The sequence below is a fragment of the Collinsella sp. CLA-ER-H3 genome (assembly GCF_040092425.1).
In the GTDB taxonomy this organism is placed as follows: domain Bacteria; phylum Actinomycetota; class Coriobacteriia; order Coriobacteriales; family Coriobacteriaceae; genus Collinsella.
The window spans coordinates 60,553-76,489 of record NZ_JBBNLP010000006.1 but is presented as its reverse complement, the minus strand read 5'-3'; the positions used below and the strand labels follow the sequence as shown (position 1 = coordinate 76,489).

Annotated in this window: 17 protein-coding genes; 7 read left to right on the top strand and 10 right to left on the bottom strand. The window is 58.8% G+C overall.

Annotated elements, in window-relative coordinates; all coding sequences use genetic code 11:
* Positions 1-2 precede the first annotated feature (2 nt).
* Positions 3-386: a heavy metal-associated domain-containing protein gene (locus AAAX32_RS06345; RefSeq protein WP_349100309.1), complete on the bottom strand. Its 384-nt coding sequence runs from the start codon at positions 384-386 to the stop codon at positions 3-5.
* A gap of 173 nt (positions 387-559) precedes the next feature.
* Between AAAX32_RS06345 and AAAX32_RS06340 the strand changes: the two genes are divergently transcribed.
* Together AAAX32_RS06340 and AAAX32_RS06335 are read left to right on the top strand one after the other, a co-directional pair.
* On the top strand, positions 560-1,264 hold the full coding sequence (locus AAAX32_RS06340; RefSeq protein ID WP_217107725.1) for a DUF3793 family protein: 705 nt from the start codon (positions 560-562) through the stop codon (positions 1,262-1,264).
* Positions 1,265-1,310: 46 nt separating this feature from the next.
* Positions 1,311-1,730 carry a flavodoxin gene (locus AAAX32_RS06335; RefSeq protein ID WP_148332746.1) on the top strand — a complete coding sequence of 140 codons (420 nt, stop codon included), beginning with the start codon at positions 1,311-1,313 and terminating at the stop codon, positions 1,728-1,730.
* Positions 1,731-1,845: 115 nt separating this feature from the next.
* Here the strand turns inward: AAAX32_RS06335 and AAAX32_RS06330 are convergent, their stop codons facing one another.
* The 6 genes from AAAX32_RS06330 to AAAX32_RS06305 form a co-directional block, all read right to left on the bottom strand.
* Complete coding sequence (locus AAAX32_RS06330) at positions 1,846-2,598, bottom strand: amino acid ABC transporter ATP-binding protein (protein ID WP_117770154.1); 753 nt, start codon at positions 2,596-2,598, stop codon at positions 1,846-1,848.
* 12 nt (positions 2,599-2,610) lie between these two features.
* A complete protein-coding gene (locus AAAX32_RS06325) occupies positions 2,611-3,972 on the bottom strand; it encodes an ABC transporter permease subunit (RefSeq protein ID WP_349100308.1) in 1,362 nt (453 codons plus the stop codon).
* A 117-nt stretch (positions 3,973-4,089) separates the two neighbouring features.
* A complete protein-coding gene (locus AAAX32_RS06320; RefSeq protein ID WP_099431468.1) occupies positions 4,090-4,950 on the bottom strand; it encodes an ABC transporter substrate-binding protein in 861 nt (286 codons plus the stop codon).
* A 147-nt stretch (positions 4,951-5,097) separates the two neighbouring features.
* Positions 5,098-5,964, bottom strand: coding sequence for a deoxyribonuclease IV (locus AAAX32_RS06315; protein WP_117848784.1), 867 nt, complete (start codon positions 5,962-5,964; stop codon positions 5,098-5,100).
* Between the two features lie 166 nt (positions 5,965-6,130).
* The gene (locus AAAX32_RS06310; RefSeq protein WP_349100307.1) at positions 6,131-7,150 is read right to left on the bottom strand and encodes a Gfo/Idh/MocA family oxidoreductase; all 1,020 of its coding nucleotides are present in this window, start codon (positions 7,148-7,150) and stop codon (positions 6,131-6,133) included.
* Positions 7,151-7,241: 91 nt separating this feature from the next.
* Positions 7,242-8,432 (bottom strand): aldo/keto reductase, encoded by a 1,191-nt coding sequence (locus AAAX32_RS06305; protein ID WP_349100306.1) that lies wholly within the window; start codon positions 8,430-8,432, stop codon positions 7,242-7,244.
* A 325-nt stretch (positions 8,433-8,757) separates the two neighbouring features.
* Between AAAX32_RS06305 and AAAX32_RS06300 the strand changes: the two genes are divergently transcribed.
* The gene (locus tag AAAX32_RS06300; RefSeq protein WP_349100305.1) at positions 8,758-9,672 is read left to right on the top strand and encodes a 2-dehydropantoate 2-reductase; all 915 of its coding nucleotides are present in this window, start codon (positions 8,758-8,760) and stop codon (positions 9,670-9,672) included.
* 109 nt (positions 9,673-9,781) lie between these two features.
* Here the strand turns inward: AAAX32_RS06300 and AAAX32_RS06295 are convergent, their stop codons facing one another.
* The 3 genes from AAAX32_RS06295 to AAAX32_RS06285 form a co-directional block, all read right to left on the bottom strand.
* Positions 9,782-9,988 carry a hypothetical protein gene (locus AAAX32_RS06295; protein ID WP_161115759.1) on the bottom strand — a complete coding sequence of 69 codons (207 nt, stop codon included), beginning with the start codon at positions 9,986-9,988 and terminating at the stop codon, positions 9,782-9,784.
* A gap of 189 nt (positions 9,989-10,177) precedes the next feature.
* Positions 10,178-10,951 carry a hypothetical protein gene (locus AAAX32_RS06290; RefSeq protein WP_349100304.1) on the bottom strand — a complete coding sequence of 258 codons (774 nt, stop codon included), beginning with the start codon at positions 10,949-10,951 and terminating at the stop codon, positions 10,178-10,180.
* 312 nt (positions 10,952-11,263) lie between these two features.
* Positions 11,264-12,574 carry an O-acetylhomoserine aminocarboxypropyltransferase/cysteine synthase family protein gene (locus AAAX32_RS06285; protein ID WP_161115757.1) on the bottom strand — a complete coding sequence of 437 codons (1,311 nt, stop codon included), beginning with the start codon at positions 12,572-12,574 and terminating at the stop codon, positions 11,264-11,266.
* Between the two features lie 273 nt (positions 12,575-12,847).
* On the opposite strand from AAAX32_RS06285, the gene AAAX32_RS06280 reads away from it, so the two are divergent.
* From AAAX32_RS06280 to AAAX32_RS06265, 4 genes are all read left to right on the top strand, one after another.
* Positions 12,848-13,786, top strand: a complete 939-nt coding sequence (locus tag AAAX32_RS06280) for a LysR family transcriptional regulator (RefSeq protein ID WP_161115756.1) — start codon at positions 12,848-12,850, stop codon at positions 13,784-13,786.
* A 12-nt stretch (positions 13,787-13,798) separates the two neighbouring features.
* Entirely contained in the window at positions 13,799-14,335 is a 537-nt protein-coding gene (gene rnhA, locus AAAX32_RS06275) for a ribonuclease HI (RefSeq protein WP_161115755.1), read from the top strand.
* Positions 14,336-14,410: 75 nt separating this feature from the next.
* Entirely contained in the window at positions 14,411-15,517 is a 1,107-nt protein-coding gene (locus AAAX32_RS06270; RefSeq protein WP_196032630.1) for a Gfo/Idh/MocA family oxidoreductase, read from the top strand.
* Between the two features lie 2 nt (positions 15,518-15,519).
* On the top strand, positions 15,520-15,930 hold the full coding sequence (locus AAAX32_RS06265) for an acylphosphatase (protein WP_161115753.1): 411 nt from the start codon (positions 15,520-15,522) through the stop codon (positions 15,928-15,930).
* Positions 15,931-15,937 lie beyond the last annotated feature (7 nt).

Here is a 15,937-nt window from a genome sequence, read left to right as displayed (position 1 = left end):
GCTTACAGCGTCATGACGTAGTAGCCCGCGTCTTTCACGGCCGTCTCGAGAACACCACGATCAACCGGCTGTTTAGAGCGCACACGTGCCGTGTGATCCGCATACGTCACCGTTGCCCTCACGCCGTCCAGCGCATTGAGGGCATTGGCCACGTTCTGAGCGCAGCCGTCACAGCTCATGCCGCCGATGAGCAGCTCATCGCTATAGGGATAGTGCGATGCATCGGTATCCACCACAACAACCTTTTTGGCCTTCTTGCCGCTCGCACCATCGCTGCAGCAACTCTTCCCGTGTGTCGAAGCGGCAATGCGACGCAGTCCAAAAAACATGCCGACGGCAATGACGGCCAGCACGATGAGATTCGCAGGGTTGAGCAAGTCGCTCATGCGTTCCCCTTTCAAGTAGCACTATCTAGATACCCCCATGGGGTGTCCCCATCTTAACCCAAAATCATGTCCGTTCGGTCAATTAGTTTCCCTCTTCAAACTTTTTTGTTGACCAAGGCTTACTTTCGTGTATAAGTTTTCCTAGGCTAACAGTTAGATCCGTAAGGAGCGCCGTGACTCGAACCATAGACATCCCAACGTTTCAGGCGGCAGTCGTGCGCAACTGCTCTCCCACGCTCGCGGGCATCAAGCCGGCATCGCTCTTTACCTATCCAGGCACCTACGCCCACGGGGACGGCTCGGTCGCAACCGAAACCATCGCAGAGCGCCGAGCACGCCTGCTCAACGTTATCGCCCAGTGCAATCGCGAGCTTGACCCGTTCGGTATCCACCTGAGTGTTTTGGTCTGGCGGCCCTGCGGAGCGCTCGTGTATATGTACCGAGCCAAAAGCCTCACCACCTATTTCGCAGACCCTCGCGCCCAAACGGCGCTCGCCTCGGAAGGCTACGACACGAGAGACCTTTCGACATGCCTTGTGCATTTGGCATCACGCATCACGCTCGCGAGCAATAACGTCGCGGAATGCGCCTGTAGCCAGACTCGATGCGCACTACCCCAGCAAGCTAGCTGCAGCAACGACTGCACCTGCGAGTTTCCGCACGAAATAGGCTACTTCCTCGGATATCCCTACGACGATGTGCGCGAGTTTATCGTCCAGCGCGGCGAGAACTACAAGGTCTTTGGAGCTTGGAAGGTCTACACGAATGTCGAGCAAGCGCTTGCGATGTTTGACGCCTACCGCGCTTGCACTCAATACCTCACCTTTGTCTATCAGCAGGGCAGCAGCTTGGCGCAACTTGCCCAGGCAACCCGATAGAACATAGAAGCCGCGGCAACCTGCCGCACAACTGAAAGGACTCAACATGAGCAAGATCGCCGTCGTCTATTGGAGCGGCACGGGCAATACCGAGGCCATGGCAAATCTCGTCGCCGAAGGCGCCACGTCCGCGGGTGCCGAGGCAGAGGTCATCTCCTGCGCCGACTTCTCCGCAGACAAGGCCGAAGGCTATGACGCCATCGCCTTCGGCTGCCCCGCCATGGGCTCCGAGGAACTCGAGTACGATGAGTTCCAGCCGATGTGGGACGAGGTCAAGGAGACTCTCGGCGACAAGAGGGTCGTCCTCTTTGGCTCCTATTCGTGGGCCGAGGGCGAGTGGATGGACAACTGGAAGGCCGACGCCGACGAGGCCGGCGTCAACGTCGTGGACTCCACCATCTGCTACGACGCGCCCGACGACGAGGGCGAGACCGCTTGCAAGGCCCTCGGAGCCGAGCTCGCGTAACGAACCCAGGGCCTCCAAGAGAGCCTGCATCAAAGCGCATCCCCATCCCTACAAAAGAGCGGGGCTGGATTCAAGTCCAGCCCCGCTCTTTTGTAACGGCAGTTACATCAACCGGCTACGAGATATTGCCCAAGAACGCCTTGGTGCGCTCGCTCTTAGGATGGTCGAAGACCTCGCTCGGCGTACCCTCTTCCACAATGACGCCTCCGTCCATAAAGACGACGCGGTCGGCGACATCGCGGGCAAAGCCCATCTCGTGCGTCACGACGATCATGGTCATACCGTCGTGCGCCAGGTCACGCATGACGCCCAGGACGTCGCGCACGAGCTCAGGGTCGAGCGCCGAGGTGGCCTCGTCAAAGAGCATGACGTGCGGGTTCATCGACAGGGCGCGGGCGATGGCAACGCGCTGCTGCTGGCCGCCCGAAAGCTGACTCGGCATAAAATCGATGCGCTCGGCAAGACCGACCTTGGTCAGCTCCTCGACGGCGATCTTTTCGGCCTCTTCCTTGCTGCGCTTGAGCACCTTTTGTTGCGCAAGCATGACGTTCTTTTTGACCGACAGGTGCGGGAACAAATTGAACTGCTGGAACACCATACCCAGATGCGTACGCACCTTGTTGAGGTCGACACCCTTGGCGCACACATCCACGCCCTCAACGATAATCGAGCCACTCGTGGGATGCTCCAGACGATTGATGCAGCGAAGCATCGTCGACTTGCCCGAGCCCGAGGGGCCCAAGACCACAACGACCTCACCCTTGTGAACATCCAGATCGATATCGCGCAGGACCACGTTGTCGCCAAAGGCCTTCTGGAGGTTCTTGATACTGACGACGACCTCGTTCGAGTTATTGGTTTCGCTCATGATAGGACCTCCTTACAGACCGGCGATGTGATCGGCAGGCGTCGCGACAACCTGTCCGGCGCTCTTGGCGGGACGCTTCTTCTTGGTCTCGGCCGTGCGCAAAAGCCTCGCCTCAAGACCGCTCACCAAGCGAGCGAGCGGCAGGGTGATGACCAGATAGAACAGGGCGGCAACCACATACGGCGTGATGGAGCCCGTCGTGGCCACGATGGTACGGGCGTTCATGACGATCTCGACCACACCCACGGCCGCAAGCAGCGACGTATCCTTGTAAAGCAAGATAAACTCGCTGGTCAGCGTAGGCAAAACATTGCGGAACGTCTGCGGAATCATAACGTAGAGCAGTGTCTGGAAGGCATTCATGCCCAGAGAGCGAGCAGCCTCGTTTTGACCCTTGGGGATCGATTGAATACCGGCACGGAAGATCTCACACAGATAGGCAGACGAATTCATGGCCATGACGATGACGCCGAGCACATAGTCATCAACCTTGACGCCGGCCAACGGCAGACCGAAGAACGCGATATAGATCTGCAGGAACGCCGGCGTACCGCGAATGATATTCACGTAGATACCGGCAAGGCAGCGCAGGATGCGCGACTTGGAAATGCGCATGAGCGATAGGGCGAAACCGAAGGGAATTGCCAGCGGAAACGCCACAAGCACGATCGAGAGCGACATGAGGAAGCCCTTGAAGACGATCGGCAGGCTCTGGACCAAAATGACCGGGTTCAAGAACAGGCGCAGGAACATATTGGAGTTCCAGGCCTCGACCCACGGCTGCTCCTTAAGATCGGCCAGGAAGTTATCGAAGGCCGTCACGCCCTTGATCTCCACCGACGGAATCTTGGAGATCTTCTTGGTCGACCCGTCAGCGAGCGTATAGGTGCCGCTAAAGACCTCATCGCCGCCCTCGACGGGAAACGTCACACCATAAACCTCGACACGGAAAAAGCCGCCGGCAGACGCCGTCTCGCCAAAGTCGATCTTGAGCGTCTGACCATCAGCCGTGCACGTGGGTTTCATGGGCGTACGATCCATGAGGTCCTCGCCCGAGAGCATCGTCAATCGCGTGTCATCGGTACCAAATGTCGTGCCGTCGACAAACGTCAAAGAAAGACCGCTCAGCTCCTCGTCGGCATCGGCCTGAACTTCCCAGGTAATGCGCGTCTCGGTGCCGCCGACCACATCGCTGCCCGAACCGGTGTTGGGTCGGGCGGTAATCTTTGCGGTCTCAAGCGCCTGGGCGGTCGTGGGCGCATATGCCCCCGCGCACACCAGCGCGAGCGCCACGGCCATGACGCAGACTAGCTTTTGGAGCAAGGCGGGCAGTGGAAAACGCTGCTCCGCGGCCCCTTTGTTCAGTCGAGACAAGGTGGCTCCTATCGTAGAAGTTGCCGGCAAAACGAGACGGAAACGCTCTCCGTCAAGAGAAGCGCAAAGGCCCTCTCCGCAAAACGGAAAGGGCCCGCGCGCAATCAAGTAGTTATTTTACTTGATGTTGTACTTAGCCATGAGGGCGTCGACGGTACCGTCGTCGGTCAGGTCCTTGATGGCCTGGTTGATGTCATCCTTGAGCTTGGTGTTGCCCTGGTTGATGGCAATGGCGTACTCCTCGCCGGTGCTAATCTGCTTGATGGTCTGGCAGGTGTTGAACTGCTCGGCGGTCAGCTGGCTGGCAACGGAGCGGTTGGTGACTACAGCGTCGCCCTTATCGGACTGCAGAGCGCTAAAGCACTCGGTAGCGTCCTTGTAGGGGACAATCTTGGCCTTGGGGAAGTTCTCCTGGGCAAAGGCCTCGGCGGTCGAGCCAGACTGGACGATGATGGTAGCGTCAGCGTTGTTGAGCTTCTCGCTGTAGTTGTCGGCCGTGATGTCGGTGTTATCGACCTTGGTCACAATAGCCTGATCGTCCATGTAGTAGGAATCAGAGAAAGTGACTTCCTTCTCACGCTCGGGCGTGTCGGTGATAGCCGCAATGGAAACGTCATACTTGGCGCCCGAAGCGACACCCGGAACCAGCGTGTCAAAGTCATTGTTGACATACTCGACATCCAGGCCCAGCTTGTCGCCGATGGCCTTGATGAGCTCAAGGTCAAAGCCCTGATAATCGCCGTTGTCATCCTTGTACTCAAACGGAGCGTACTCGGCAGAGGTGCCGACGGTCAGCGTACCATCCTTGACGAGCGCGTACTCCTTGGAGCCGTCGACCTTCTCGACCTTAGCGTCGTCAGAGCTGCTGGAACCGGCATCAGAACCAGAGGTGGCGTTGGACGAGCCGCAGCCCGTCAGTGCGAGGGCGAGCGCCATGGCACCCGTGGCGGCAAATGCGCCAAGCTTCTTGAGCTTCATAATCAGTCTCCTTCCGGTGACCTCGTTTGATTCAGAGGCCTGCAAAAACTGTTGGCTATTATGCACCTGGAATTACGAATCTGCAATGAGAAAACTGATTGAAACAAACCCATAACGTGAATGGAATACTCTACTTTGTGACAGTCATTACTGCTGCAATGACCTTAATAATCTAATTTCAGCTGCATAACCTGCAAGTTCGTTCGGAGTCTCCAAAATAAACGGCAGCGAACACAAACGGCCATTCGATACAATATTCTGCATAACCTGCATACCGCCACCAAATTCCTCGCTGCCAAGGTATCCCTTGCCGATGCACTCGTGACGATCTTTATGGGCGCCACAAGGGTTCTTCGAATCGTTGATGTGTACGGCATGCAAGCGATCGATACCCACCACGCGGTCAAACTCGTCGAGTACGCCGTCCAGATCATGGATGATGTCGTAGCCGGCATCGCTCACATGGCAGGTGTCCAAACAAACGCCCAGCTTATCGGACAGCTCTGGGCACTTGGCGGCAACGCCCTCGATAATGCACGCCAGTTCTTCAAAGCTACGGCCCACCTCGGTGCCCTTGCCTGCCATGGTCTCAAGCAATACCGTCGTCTGCTGTCCCTCAAACATCACCTGGCACAGCGTGTCGACAATCATCTGAATGCCGACGTCTGCCCCCTGTCCCACATGCGCACCGGGATGAAAATTGTAGTAGTTGCCGGGCAGCGCTTCCATGCGCTGCAGATCCTCGGCCATGGCCTCCAGGGCAAACTCGCGCGCCCGCTCCTTAGCGGAGCAGGGGTTATAGGTATACGGGGCATGAGCCACGAGCGGGCCAAAGTCGTTTTGCTCCATAAGCTCGCGCAGGGCCGCCACGTCATCCATGTCAAGGTCTTTTGCCTTGCCACCGCGCGGGTTGCGCGTAAAGAACGCAAAGGTATTGGCGCCAATGGACAACGCCGTCTCCCCCATCGCCCGATAGCCCTTCGTCGTCGAAAGATGGCACCCGATCGTCAGCATCTCCAACTCCCCCTCATCAGTTGCGGTGAAATACGGTCTATTGGTGCCTTATTTTGGCGCAAACAGACCGTATTCCACCGCAAGTTATAAAAGGGGCATCAGAGATGTGGGCCGCCAGGCACCACGGGCGCCGGCGTCATGATCCCCTACGCGTCAGCGCCAAGTCCTAGAGGGCTAGACGGATTGCATCGATGATGTGCGCACAGCGCTGCGTGGCGGCAAGGGGCATGACGGGACTCTCGAGTTTCCCCGCCCAGATGAGCTGGGTCGCATGCTGGATTTCGCCGTAGAAATCATCGATCTCAAACGGGGCATTTATTTCTAGCGTTCGACCGTCGGAATACTTCACATGGGCGAGCTCGGGGCGATGGAGACGCTCGATTTCCAACGAGCCCCGCTCACAGGCAATCGTTAAGCGGCTTTCATATGTTGCTTTGCCGTCGCACGCCATATGAATGGGTATACCGCCGACGCTCATATGGATCTCGTCGGCCCAATCGACGCGGCCGCCCGATACGTCACGCCAGCGAACTTCACGGGACGAAACCTCGCACGCGCCCGCGAGCAAATCCTCAAACCAACCGACCGCATAACAGCCCATGTCATATAGACAGCCGCCCTGCAACGGATCAAGCAGATAGCCCGAAGGAGGCTCGCCGTAATCGAGCTTTTGCACGCTTTCAATCGAGACAATACGGCCAAGCTCACCCGACGCAAGCAAGTCCTTCACGCGAGTGCGCATCGGGCAAAACCGATTCTTCATCGCCTCCATAAACAGCACGCCGCGCTCACGAGAGGTGGAGGCAATCGAGAGAGCCTCTTCCTCACTCAAAACGGCCGGCTTTTCGCACAGCACGGCCTTTCCGGCGCGCAGCGCGCGACAGGCCCAACGCGTATGCATGCCATGCGGAAGAGCCAAGTAGATTGCGTCGACATCGGGGTCGGCAATCAGCGCGTCATAAGCCGCATTGCCGTTATCGTCGACCGAGACATGGCCATGCGCAGCATCGATCGAAAACACTCGGCAAAATTCCTCGACATGTGCAGGAGTGCGGCCGGCCGCAGCCACCAGCCGTGCCCCGTCGACCTTCTTGAGCGACGATGCAAATCGATGAGAAATGTGCCCGGCGCCCAAAATGCCCCAACGAACCTCACGCGAATCATTACGTAAACCTCGGTCACCCACGATAGTCTCCCATTAGTTGCGGCGAAATAGTTCCTGCTGTTGCCCTATTCTGCCGTAAACAGGAACTATTCCATCACAAGATATAAAAGGATCATGAGGAGCGCGTTGTGCGGAAGGCTTTAAGCACAGCCGTTACGGGGCCAGGCTGGAAACGTCGGCGCACGTCATCGAGACGCTCGGGAATATCGATGTGCTGCGGGCAGTGACGTGCGCATTTACCGCACTTGACGCAATTGCTCACCAGCTTGGGCTCGCTCGTGCGCACCGCGCTCGCCGTAAAGTATTGAGACAGCCCCGTAAACCAGCTGTGCGCGTAGCTCGCGTTGTAAGCGGCAAAGCAGCCGGGAATGTTAATACCCTTGGGACATGGCATGCAGTAGCCGCATCCCGTGCAGGGCACACGGTTCGATTTCTCAAACTCCATCAACACGCGCGCAATCGTGTCGAGCTGGTTGGCCGTCATCGAATTCGGCAACGCGAGGTCTGCCAGTGACGAATTCTCGTCCACTTGCGCGGTATCGGTCATACCAGAAAGCAACATGGTCACCTGGGGATGATTCCACACCCACGAGAGCCCCCAAGCGGCAGGCGTATGCAAATGCCGATCGCATGCACCATCGAGAACAGCGCGCGCCCGCGGAGGCAATTTGCCTGCCAAGCGTCCGCCCAAAAGCGGCTCCATCACAAACACCGCGAGACCTCGCTCGGCGGCGGCCATGAGCCCCGCCGTTCCCGCCTGATATCGCTCTCCAGCGTAGTTGTACTGGATCTGGCAAAAGTCCCACACATACGCATCGAGCATCGTGAGGAAGTCCGCCGCACTGCCGTGGTACGAAAAACCGATCTGGCGAATGCGCCCCGAAGCCTTTTGGCGCGCAATCCAGTCCTCGATGCCCAACGCCACCACACGTTCCCACTGGGCGGGCGAGGTAATGTTGTGCATGAGGTAATAGTCGATATGGTCGGTCCGCAGGCGGCGCAATTGCTCATCGAAGAACCGGTCGAAATCCTCCGCACACTTGCACGAAGCATGCGGCAACTTGGTCGCCAGCAACACCCGGTCACGCAGCCCCAATCGTTCAAGCGAAGCGCCCATGCGCGCCTCGTTGCCGGGATAGAGATAGGCCGTGTCCAGGTAGTTAATCCCCTGCTCCACCGCACGGGAGATGATAGCGTCGGCGGTCTTCGCATCGGGGTGTCCCGGCGCACCGGGAAACCTCATGCAGCCCAGACCCAGAGCGGATATTCGGTTACCACTTTTGGGGTCAACACGGTATTGCACGGCCCCTCCCTTCGCCATCAGCGCCCCGGCAAGGCGAAACACAATGGTCACGCAGCCGAAACATCGTGGAATCGCAATCGAGAACGTATCGTAACGCAGCAGAAATCGAGCCGTCACGGCACCGCTTTAACATCAGCAAAAAGCCCGATGAAAGGAGCCGGGCATGACCACGCGCATGTCTTTGCGGTCTGCCCTGCAGCGTAGCGTCCAGGCAAACGTTTCTTTTTTATAACAGCCGCCCCGCGCACCCACCAATCACCCTGGCAGCATACAATCCATCAGGCGCCCCTTACGCGGGCGCCTTTTACATGGGGAGATGATTCACATGCAGATCAACAAGGTCGCTTTTATCGGCAAGGGCGGCGTCGGCCTGCTCTACGGCAGCATGATTGCCAGGGCCCTCGGCAATGACGCCGTCGAATACGTTATGGATGACACCCGTTTTGAGCGTCACGCGGGCGATGCGCTCACTGTCAACGGCAAGCCCTGCGATCTCACGTCCGTCCGCGCCAGCGAGGCGACGCCCGCCGATCTGGTCATCCTGACAGTCAAGACCACCGGTCTCGACCAAGCACTCAAGACTATGGAGCGCGTCGTGGGACCCAACACGCTCATCGCCTCGCTATGCAACGGCATTACGAGCGAGCAAAAGATTGCCGAACGCTTTGGCTGGGAGCATACCGTTCTTGGTATCTGCCAGGGCATGGACGCCGTGTTCCTCAACGGCGCGCTCACCTTTACCAATGCGGGCGAGATCCGCTTTGGCGCGGCGGCCGGCACGGACCCCGCGACCGTCGCCGCTATCGACGAGCTCTATACGCGCTGCGGCATCGCCCATACCGTCGAGAGCGACATTGCGCACCGCATGTGGGCCAAACCCATGCTCAACGACGGCATCAACCAGACCTGCATGGCCTACGGCGGGACCTACGGAAGCGCCACGGAGCCGGGCTCCGAGCAGCGCCGCTGTTTTGTCTCCGCCATGCGCGAGACGCTTGCGGTTGCCAACGCCGAGGACGTTGAGCTGACCGAGGCAGATCTGACGCAAATGGTGCACCTCATCGAGGGAATCGACCCCGCCGGTATGCCCTCGATGGCTCAAGACCGCATCGCAAGGCGCAAAACCGAGGTTGATGAGTTCGCGGGCACCATCTGCCGCCTCGCAGCCAAACACGATATCCAGGCACCGCAAAACGAGTGGCTCTATCGGCGCATCCGCGATATCGAGAAAAGCTGGTAGCGCCGACGCGCCGCATTCAACAGCCTTAACAGCAAAACCGCCGCAAGGGAACCTTTCCCCTGCGGCGGCCTTCATCTTCGTCTATGACCGGCGGCCGATCTCACAACAGTTAGCGTTGCGACCCCGGCACCTCGTCCTCATCGTCGCGGCAAAGAACCACGCCTGCGCTTCCCAGCAGCGTGGCCGCGATCAGCGCGCCGACCACAATAGAGGCAGCCCCACAAGACCCCTGCACACCTGCGACGAGCGCGGCCGTAGGACCAAGGCAACCAAGCGTCAATGCAATGGCGGCAACGGCGATATCTCGAGCGTTCACAAGACCACTTCCTCCACGAGAAAGACCTTATTTCTCATGAACTAGTGTGCCCCGCATCCATACGCCCAGCGTACCGCCACGGTAAGGGCTCTGTTAACTCGAACGCACATAAAGAACGGGCGGCTTTACGTTGCCTAAAAGCTCAGTAAAGACGCCCGCCCATCATGTGCCTATTTTGCTTATGGCAGATTACCAACCGGTGTAGTAGTCGGTGGTTCCGGCAGCGCAGCCGGAGTCATAGACCTTGCAATCACCCTTGGAGCCCGTAAAGGTCGAGCCCTGGGCCATATCGCCCGCGGCAACAACGTAATAGCCGTCGGAATCGCGCCAGAAGCCCTCAGAATCCTGAGTCCATTCGCCCGTGCGATAGTGATGAAGCACATTGCTGCTGTAATAGGTCTCGCGGCGCCCGTTGTAGTTATTGACACCCGCAGAGCGCGTCAGGCCCGATCCGTTCGCGTAGGACGCGGCAGACGCGTAAGGCGGAGTATAACCGGCGTTGTAGTACGAAGCCTGGGCGGCCTCGGCAGCCTCCGCCTCGGCGGCAGCCTCGAGCGCTTCGCACTTGGCATCCTCAAGCGCAGCGCGCAGCTCATCGAGCTCGGTCGACTTGGCGTCGACCTCCCCCATCGTCAACAGGCTACCCGCACCGTCGATGCAACCCTGCAGCACAGCGCGCTCGTCATCGGTGGCATAGTCGCCATACATATTCATGATGATCTGAGCGCGCATCTCCAGGGAATCGCGCTTGGCCTCCATCGAGGCGTTCCACTCCTGCATGGAACCATAACCATCGCCACGATAGTCAACGGGCTGCACCAGCGTCGTCTCGGACGGAGTAGATCCAACCGTATCGGACAGTGTTGCGGCGTGGGCATCAGTTGCACCGGCGCCCGCCAAAAGTGCCACGGTCAGAGCGGCGGAAAGGGCGGTGGTTTTCGGTTTTCGTGAATCAATCCTCATGTAGCTGGAAACCTCCGTAGTGCGTTTTTGCTGCGTTTGAGCTGCGTGTGATTCGATCGCGCTGCATAGTACCCCGAGCAAATCGCGACCTGCGGTTTTACTTAAAAGGCGCACGTCAATTGCGTAAAACTCACATCCTCTCAACAGGAGTTTTCCACAACTCGAATGCATAAAGCGTGTCAAAAACCCTGTTTTTGCACCCTCTCTATGCAAATAAGGCGCCTGTGCAACCATTGTTCGCACAGGCGCCTTGAGCGGGCATTTTATGCAGTTATACCTATCGAGTCGCAAGGGGTCCTTGCACAAGTCGCCTTACTCGTCCAGCGCGGCGAAGGCCTGCTTCAGATCCCAAATGATATCCTCGGCGTTCTCGGTACCGATGGAAAGACGGATCGTGGAGGGCGTGATGTTCTGCTCGGCGAGCTCCTCGGCAGAGAGCTGGGAGTGCGTGGTGGTAGCCGGGTGCACGACGAGCGACTTGACGTCGGCCACGTTGGCGAGCAGCGAGAACACCTGCAGATGATCGATGAACTTCCAAGCTGCCTCCTGGCCACCCTTAATCTCAAAGGTAAAGATCGAGGCACCGCCACGGGGGAAGTACTTCTGATAGAGCTCGTGATCGGGGTGCTCAGGCAGGCTCGGGTGGTTCACCTTGGCGACGTGGCTGTCACCAGCCAGGAACTCAACGACCTTCTTGGTGTTCTCGACATGACGGTCAACGCGCAGCGACAGAGTCTCGGTGCCCTGGAGCAGGACCCAGGCGTTGAACGGACTGATGCAAGCGCCCTCGTCACGCAGCAGGATAGCGCGGACATAGGTTGCAAAGGCGGCGGGACCGGCAGCCTCGGCAAACGAGACACCGTGGTAGGAGGGGTTGGGCTCAGCAATCTGGGCGTACTTTCCGCTCGCCTTCCAATCGAAGTTACCGCCGTCGACGATCACACCGCCCAGCGAGGTGCCGTGGCCGCCGATGAACTTGGTTGCGGAGTGGACGACGATATTGGCACCATGCTCCAGCGGACGGAGCAGATACGGGGTGCCGAAGGTGTTGTCGACGACAACCGGCAGACCGTGCTTCTTGGCGATCTCGGAGATGGCGTCGATGTTGGGGATGTCGGAGTTGGGGTTGCCGAGCGTCTCGAGATAGATGACCGTGGTGTTGTCCTTGATGGCACCCTCGACCTCTTCAAGGTTATGGGCATCGACAAACGTGGTCTCGACGCCAAACTGGGAGAGCGTATGCTCCAGCAGGTTGTAGGAGCCACCGTAGATGGTCTTCTGAGCCACCACGTGGTCACCGGCCTGGGCAAGAGCCTGCAGGGTATAGGTGATGGCAGCAGCACCGGAGGCGACGGCAAGACCTGCCACGCCACCCTCGAGGGCGGCGATACGGTCCTCGAAGACGCCCTGGGTGGAGTTGGTCAGACGGCCGTAGATGTTACCGGCGTCGGCAAGACCAAAGCGGTCGGCGGCGTGCTGGGAGTTGCGGAACACATAGCTCGTGGTCTGGTAGATAGGCACGGCGCGGGAGTCGGATGCAGGATCGGCGCTCTCCTGGCCAACGTGCAGCTGCAGGGTATCGAAACCAAAGGTGTGCTCGGGGTTGTTGATAAACTGGCTCATGATGATCTCCTTGATCGAACAAAAGTAATAAGAGTAAGAGAAGTGAGTCGCTGTCTCCTGATCACGCCGACGGGCGCAAACAGGAGCCCGGCATTCGTCTTGGTAAGCAATTCATATGCGGGCCTCCTTTCGCATCCCGGTTCCGTAGTTGGCTTAATTACCTACCGTCTTTGTGTGTTTTGAATAGTACGAGCATTGTTTTCCTCGGTCAATCACTTTAAAGCGCTAACCTGTTATCGGTTTTATAGATAACACTCGAAAGGACGGGCGCCGATGACCCTCCAACAGCTTCGCTTTTTGATCGCCGTGGCAGAGTCCGGTTCGATCAACGCCGCAGCCCAGCGCCTCTATACGGCACAGTCCAATATCTCCAATGCCGTCAAAAGCCTGGAGCAGGAACTTCATATCGAAATCTTTACGCGCTCCAGCCGCGGTGTTGCACTCACCAACGACGGCACCGAGCTTTTGGGTTATGCACGCCAGGTCGTAGAGCAGGCCGACATGCTCGAGGCCCGCTACGAGGACGGCGGTACCCCGCAAGCCCGCCTCGCCATTTCCGCCCAACACTACGCCTTTTCGGTCGAGGCCTTTGTCAACGTAGTCGAGCGCTGCCGCGACAGCAAGTTCGAGTTCATCATGCGCGAGACCACCACAGCGCAGATTATCGACGACGTGCGCGCGTTTCGCAGCGATATCGGCATCCTCTATCTGGATGACTTTAATACCCGTGTCTTGCAGAAGGCCTTTACCGATGCCCGAGCGAGCTTTCATCCCCTCTTTGATGCAAAAGTCCACGTGTTCGTCAGCGAACGCCACCCGCTCGCACGCCGTTCGCAGCTGTCCCTTGCCGACCTCACGCCCTATACGCGCTACAGCTTTGAGCAAGGCACCTCGAACTCCTTCTATTACGCCGAGGAACCGTTTAGCTATATTCCCTGCAACCGCAATATCCGCGTATCCGACCGCGGGACGCTCACCAACCTGCTTATCACCTCGAACGGCTATGCGCTGTCGACCGGCGTACTCTCCAGCGAAATGCAGTGGGGCATGGCCTCGATCCCCCTGGCAGACGCCCCGACGATGCATGTGGGCTACATCATGCATGACGACCGCAAGCCCTCTCCCCTCTTGCAGCAATACCTCGACGAGCTCAACCGCATCATCCATGCCAACCAACTGTCGGAAGACGGGGTAGAAATCGTAGATTGCTAGCCCCCGGCGGGCATGGCGCTACAATGGTCACTCACGCGAAACGTACCCAACGAAAGGAACCATGTGAAGGTCATCATCTATACCGACGGCTCGGCCCGATCAAATCCGGGACGCGGCGGCTACGGCGCCGTGCTCAAATACACCAACCCCGCCGGCAAGACCTTCACCTCTGAGCTTTCGCGCGGCTACGCCAAGACCACCAACAACCGCATGGAGCTCATGGCCGTTATCGTGGCACTCGAGGCGCTCAACCGCCCCTGCGACGTCGAAGTCCATTCCGATTCGCAGTACGTCGTTAACGCCTTCAACAAGCACTGGATTGACGGATGGAAAAAACGCGGCTGGAAGACCGCCAACAAGCAGCCCGTCAAGAACCGCGATCTGTGGGAGCGCCTACTCACCGCAAAGAGCAAGCACAAGGTTGAGTTCATCTGGGTTAAGGGTCACGCCGGCCATGAGCTCAACGAGCGCTGCGACGAGCTCGCCACCACGGCGGCCGACGGCAGCAACCTCGATATCGACACCGGCTTTAACGAGAGCGACCTGTAACGGCGTTTTCGTACGCTATTTCCTGCCCCTTCGCGCTACACTCATCCTGTAAACCGAACGGCACGAGGGGGATACATGCTGCGTATAGCGACCATCGGCACATCCATGATTACCGACGACTTTATCCAGGTCGTCAACGCCAACGACCAAGCCGCGTTTGTGGGCACGCTCTCGCGCGATGCCAATCGCGGTGCTGCCTTTACCGCCGAGCGCGGTGGCGAGCGAAACTTTACTTCACTCGATGAGCTCGCGGCAGCCGCCGACGTCGACGCCGTCTATATCGGCAGCCCCAACGCACTTCACTACGAGCAGGCCCTTGCCTGCATCGCCGGTGGCAAGCACGTCATCGTCGAGAAGCCCTTCTGCGCCACCGAGGCGCAAGCGCTGGAAGTCTTCCGCGCTGCCGAGGCAGCAGGTGTCGTGGCCCTCGAGGCCATGCGTCCCCTCCACGATCCCGCCTTCCACGCCATCGAGGACGCCCTGGGTGAGATCGCCCCCATCCGCCGCGCCTCATTGCGCTTTGGAAAATATTCCTCGCGCTACAACGAGATTCTCGCGGGACGCGCCACCAATATCTTCGACTGCAATATGGCCTCGGGTTCCCTCATGGATATTGGCGTCTACACCGTCGAGCCCATGGTCGAGATTTTCGGCATGCCCTCCGGCCTTACGAGCATGACCACCCTGCTCGATCCCACCACGCGACAGCTCACGCACGGCCCCATCGACGGCTGCGGTTCCATCCTCGCCAGCTACGGCGGTGGCCGTATCTCCGTCGAGCTCGCGCACTCCAAAATTACGAATGACCTGCTGCCCTCGCAGATCGAAGGCGAGCGTGGCACTATCCAGATTGACCATCTGTCAACGCCCCGCAACGTCCGCATCGACTATCGCGGCGACGTCGTACGCGGCTCGGCGACCGAGGCGCCGCGCGAACAGGGCGACAACGGCCGCGTGCTCGACCTGCCCAAATCGAGCAACACTATGGAATACGAACTCACAGACTTCATCACCGCCATCGGCGGCATCGATAACGTCAAGGAAGAGATTTGGGAGACCCCGGCGGGACGCCACGAGCTTGGCCACTACCGCGATGTCACACTCGTCTCACTACGCATCATGGATGCCGTGCGCCAGCAGGCCGGCATTACCTTCCCGGCCGACGCAGGCAAGCAGGCATAGCGATGGGCCTCTTCGATACGTTCTTCTCCAGCGTCACCGGCGGCAGTCGAGAGCCTCAAAAACCATCAAACGTCGAGCTCGAGCTGCGCCGCAGGCTTACTGTGCTCGCAAGCGACGAGGCCACTCAAGACACTCCCCTGCGCTATTTCCTGCGCTGGGAGGGGCAAGTCCAAGGCGTTGGTTTTCGCTTTACCAACACCAACCTCGCGCAGGCACGCGCACTCACCGGCTGGGTGCGTAACATGGAAGACGGCTCAGTCGAGATGGAGATACAGGGAGCTCCGGCAAATATCCTATCTCATCTCGAGGCGCTTCATGCCTCCTACGAGCGCATGGGAACGCGTTTTCGCCTCATAGACGCTCAGGCCCGAGCCCCACTTGCCAATGAAGACGGTTTCAGTCCTCATTATTAGTATTGTG

Bases quoted from the DNA above. Each gene is read 5' to 3' on its own strand.
- AAAX32_RS06345 (WP_349100309.1), bottom strand. From the start codon at position 386: ATGAGCGACTTGCTCAACCCTGCGAATCTCATCGTGCTGGCCGTCATT.
- AAAX32_RS06315 (WP_117848784.1), bottom strand. From the start codon at position 5,964: ATGCTGACGATCGGGTGCCATCTTTCGACGACGAAGGGCTATCGGGCG.
- AAAX32_RS06285 (WP_161115757.1), bottom strand. From the start codon at position 12,574: ATGAGCCAGTTTATCAACAACCCCGAGCACACCTTTGGTTTCGATACC.
- AAAX32_RS06280 (WP_161115756.1), top strand. From the start codon at position 12,848: ATGACCCTCCAACAGCTTCGCTTTTTGATCGCCGTGGCAGAGTCCGGT.
- AAAX32_RS06330 (WP_117770154.1), bottom strand. From the start codon at position 2,598: ATGAGCGAAACCAATAACTCGAACGAGGTCGTCGTCAGTATCAAGAAC.
- AAAX32_RS06270 (WP_196032630.1), top strand. From the start codon at position 14,411: ATGCTGCGTATAGCGACCATCGGCACATCCATGATTACCGACGACTTT.
- AAAX32_RS06290 (WP_349100304.1), bottom strand. From the start codon at position 10,951: ATGAGGATTGATTCACGAAAACCGAAAACCACCGCCCTTTCCGCCGCT.
- AAAX32_RS06265 (WP_161115753.1), top strand. From the start codon at position 15,520: ATGGGCCTCTTCGATACGTTCTTCTCCAGCGTCACCGGCGGCAGTCGA.
- AAAX32_RS06300 (WP_349100305.1), top strand. From the start codon at position 8,758: ATGCAGATCAACAAGGTCGCTTTTATCGGCAAGGGCGGCGTCGGCCTG.
- rnhA (WP_161115755.1), top strand. From the start codon at position 13,799: ATGGCGCTACAATGGTCACTCACGCGAAACGTACCCAACGAAAGGAAC.
- AAAX32_RS06335 (WP_148332746.1), top strand. From the start codon at position 1,311: ATGAGCAAGATCGCCGTCGTCTATTGGAGCGGCACGGGCAATACCGAG.
- AAAX32_RS06320 (WP_099431468.1), bottom strand. From the start codon at position 4,950: ATGAAGCTCAAGAAGCTTGGCGCATTTGCCGCCACGGGTGCCATGGCG.